The sequence below is a fragment of the Coleofasciculus sp. FACHB-712 genome, assembly GCF_014695635.1.
Classification (GTDB): Bacteria; Cyanobacteriota; Cyanobacteriia; order Cyanobacteriales; family FACHB-T130; genus FACHB-T130.
Window position 1 is genome coordinate 1 of the sequence record NZ_JACJOQ010000161.1, and the last position, 3,378, is coordinate 3,378.

The 3,378-nt window shown below is 49.7% G+C and carries 3 protein-coding genes; all 3 read right to left on the bottom strand.

The annotated features are described in order from the left end of the window. Positions 1–79: 79 nt before the first annotated feature. A complete protein-coding gene (locus tag H6F50_RS04365; RefSeq protein WP_190412215.1) occupies positions 80–1,150 on the bottom strand; it encodes an LOG family protein in 1,071 nt (356 codons plus the stop codon). A gap of 375 nt (positions 1,151–1,525) precedes the next feature. Next, complete coding sequence (gene trxA, locus H6F50_RS04370) at positions 1,526–1,849, bottom strand: thioredoxin (protein WP_190412216.1); 324 nt, start codon at positions 1,847–1,849, stop codon at positions 1,526–1,528. Positions 1,850–2,163: 314 nt separating this feature from the next. Continuing rightward, positions 2,164–3,327 (bottom strand): GuaB3 family IMP dehydrogenase-related protein, encoded by a 1,164-nt coding sequence (locus H6F50_RS04375; protein WP_190412217.1) that lies wholly within the window; start codon positions 3,325–3,327, stop codon positions 2,164–2,166. Positions 3,328–3,378: the final 51 nt, after the last annotated feature.

Sequence of the window (3,378 nt, forward strand, 5' to 3'; positions counted from 1 at the left end):
CACCAGACTGACCTGACAAACACAAGAATGCCCGATGGTAGCATTCACAAGTAATCAACATTTAAGTTGACTGAACCCATTACTTAAGCTCTGGATGCGCTGCTACAGAGGGTGGAGGAGTCACCATCTGGTTAATCGTAGAAATCATCTGGTACAAGCGCCCCAAATCCCGTTGGTTGAAGTACAAAACCAGACGAGGTAAATCCAATGTTTCATCGACTGCTTCTTGGGGTAATGCCTGAGTTTTTTCAATTCTTCCCTTCACCAAGATGTCGCTGAAATCAGCATTCAGCTGTTCAACCGCTGCATCCGATATTTCCGACTTAAGACGCAGAACAAATTTATCCTCAACATAACGGCTGGAGTGATAAACCCGGTAAAAGCGATTGATCGCTTCACAAGCGACATCTAAGTTATCTGTAATGGTATACAGGTTTGGATCGTCATGACTCACTAAACCGGGTTCGACTAAATGCTTGCGAACATAAGCATCCCAGGACGACCAGTAATCGCCGCCAGGACGGTCAATTAAGACCATCGGCACAGGACCATATCTTCCCGTCTGGCAAAGCGTCAAACACTCCAAGGCTTCATCCTGCGTGCCAAAGCCACCGGGAAAGAGAGCGATCGCATCGCTTTCTCGCAGGAAAAACAGCTTCCGGGTGAAAAAATACTTAAAAGGAATCAGCTTGGGGTCGCCTTCAATAAACGGGTTTGCTCCCTGCTCAAAAGGTAGCTGAATATTCAAACCAAACGATTTTTCAGCTCCCGCGCCTTCGTTTCCCGCCTGCATAATCCCCCCACCGGCACCCGTCATCACCATATAACCGAGCTGGGTGACACGGCGAGCAAACTCAACCGCCATGAGGTATTCGGGACTATCAGACGCAAGGCGAGCCGAACCAAAAATCGTTACTTTGCGGACGTGTCGATAAGGATAAAAAACTTGAAATGCCCGCTCCATATCTTGCATAGAAGCGCTCAAGATTTTCCAGTCCAGCCGGTCGATTTCCTCCCCAGCCAGTCGCACTAGCACTGACAGCGCCCGTTGTATCCATTTTCCGTGTTTCAGGTTCGGTAGCTGGTGAATTAGATCGGCTACGTCTGATTGCAGTGACTCAAGGGCATTAGAAGGAGGAGTGATGGTCATAATTTATGCAAGCACCAGCGGCACTCTATTCTAACGGGATTCGCCCCAGCATCGCCGCTACTGGTATCATCCTATACGATTTTCTCCCTAATCGGCTTTCAGCGCCTGTCTAACAGAAAGGTTGAAGCTTCCATTAAGGGGGCGGAACTCCTCAAAAAAACCCGTTTTCTTGTAGAAAACGGGTTTTTTCAGATCGTGCATATCTTTCGTTATTTAAAACAACCTACTGAATAGTTCAAGAAGGCGAGTAAAAAAGACAAATGACAAGCAGAACTGTCAACTCAACTTAGAGAGTCTGGGTTGATAAGCAGCGATTTCCCGCAAAAATAGGTAACTATGCTGACGGTTTATCCATTCTTGCTGGGAAAAAGTTGGTTAGAGATACTTTTCCAAAGTATTTGCCAAAGTGGTTTTGGGAACCGCTCCCACCACCATATCCACCCGTTGACCGCCTTTAAAAATCATGAGCGTGGGAATGCTGCGAATCCCATACTGGCTGGCAACGTTAGGGTTTTCATCGGTATTGAGTTTGACTACTTTTACTTGACCGTCGTACTGCTGGGCAATTTCATCCACCACAGGCGCAACCATCCGGCAAGGTCCGCACCAGGGTGCCCAGAAATCTACTAGAACGGGAACTTCACTGTCAAGTACTTCTTGTTTAAACGAAGCGTCTGTAACTTGTGCGGCTGATGACATGCCTAGAAATCCTTAAGCGTAACAGTTTCTAATTTTTAGCAAATTCTACCATAGGCAAAACAGACATTTTCTGACTCAAAAGGTATACATTTAGACATAATTGACGAGTCAGTGGGTTTGACTGCTGGCTGGCTGGCGGTGATTTTAACCCCAAAAAAGGAACCGCCCGAACAGTAGTCCGGGCGGAGTGTGGTGTGAGGAGTGAACGGAAACATTCGTCTCCGCTTTCTCTATTCTAAGCGACAGCTTTAGATTTTCCAGCCCTCTAAGCAGGAGTCCGGAATTTCTTAAGGAACGCAAATGAGTCAGTGAGTTTATTTACCCATTCCCAACTGCTGTGCCTTCTGGTAGACCTTCCCTTCGGTCAGCAAAGAGGGTGCGATAACGACTTCAACTTGCTGCATCTCCTTGATATCTTTGGCTCCCAGCGTGCCCATACTGGTTCTCAAGGCTCCCAGCAGGTTATGGGTGCCATCATCCAGACCAGCGGGGCCGCGCAGGATTTGTTCGCACGTTCCCGTCGTGCCGACGCGAATGCGTGTACCACGAGGGAGAACGGGGCTAGGTGTTGCCATCCCCCAATGATACCCCCGTCCGGGTGCTTCTTTGGCTCTGGCAAACGGAGAACCAATCATCACGCCGTCAGCACCGCAGGCAAGCGACTTGCAGATATCGCCGCCAGTGATTAAACCGCCATCGGCAATCACGGGGACATAGTTGCCGGTTTCGTGGAAATAGTCATCGCGAGCGGCTGCACAGTCGGCAACAGCGGTTGCTTGGGGAATCCCTACTCCCAAAACGCCGCGAGAGGTACAAGCGGCACCGGGACCAATCCCCACCAGCACGCCAGCCGCACCTGCCTTCATTAAGTTCAGCGTCACGTCGTAGGTGACGCAGTTCCCTAAAATGACCGGGATGGGCATTTCTTGACAGAAGTGAGCCAAATCCAGGGGTGTCACTGACTCAGGCGAGAGGTGAGCGGTGGAAACCACCGTCGCTTGCACAAAGAACAAGTCAGCACCCGCTTTTGCCACCGCTGCGCCGTACTTTGTCGCTCCCGCTGGTGTGGCGCTGACGGCTGCGATGCCGCCTTGTTGCTTAATTTCTTGAATCCGTCGTTCGATTAATTCTTCCTTAACGGGTTCTGCATAGAGTTCTTGCATCAGCGCGACAAACTCTTCTTTGCCCACAGAGGCGATGCGATCTAAAATCGGCTCTGGGTTTTCATAGCGAGTTTGAATTCCTTCTAAGTTGAGGACGCCTAATGCCCCCAGTTGAGAGAGTAAAACTGCCATGCGGACATCTACTACCCCATCCATCGCACTGGCAATAATCGGTATTTCTCGCTCGATGCCGCCGATGCGCCAGCGGGTATCTGCCAAACTGGGGTCTAGTGTCCGATTTCCAGGCACTAGCGCGATTTCATCGATGCCATAAGCTCGGCGAGCTGTCTTACCCCGCCCAATTTGAATATCCACTCTTAACTTCCCGTTCCCAAGACTATTTAAGTTAGAGTATCAAATTCAATG

What these genes read in the sequence shown, in the direction of transcription:
- trxA (WP_190412216.1), bottom strand. Translation starts at nt 1,849, where the DNA reads ATGTCATCAGCCGCACAAGTTACAGACGCTTCGTTTAAACAAGAAGTA.
- H6F50_RS04365 (WP_190412215.1), bottom strand. Translation starts at nt 1,150, where the DNA reads ATGACCATCACTCCTCCTTCTAATGCCCTTGAGTCACTGCAATCAGAC.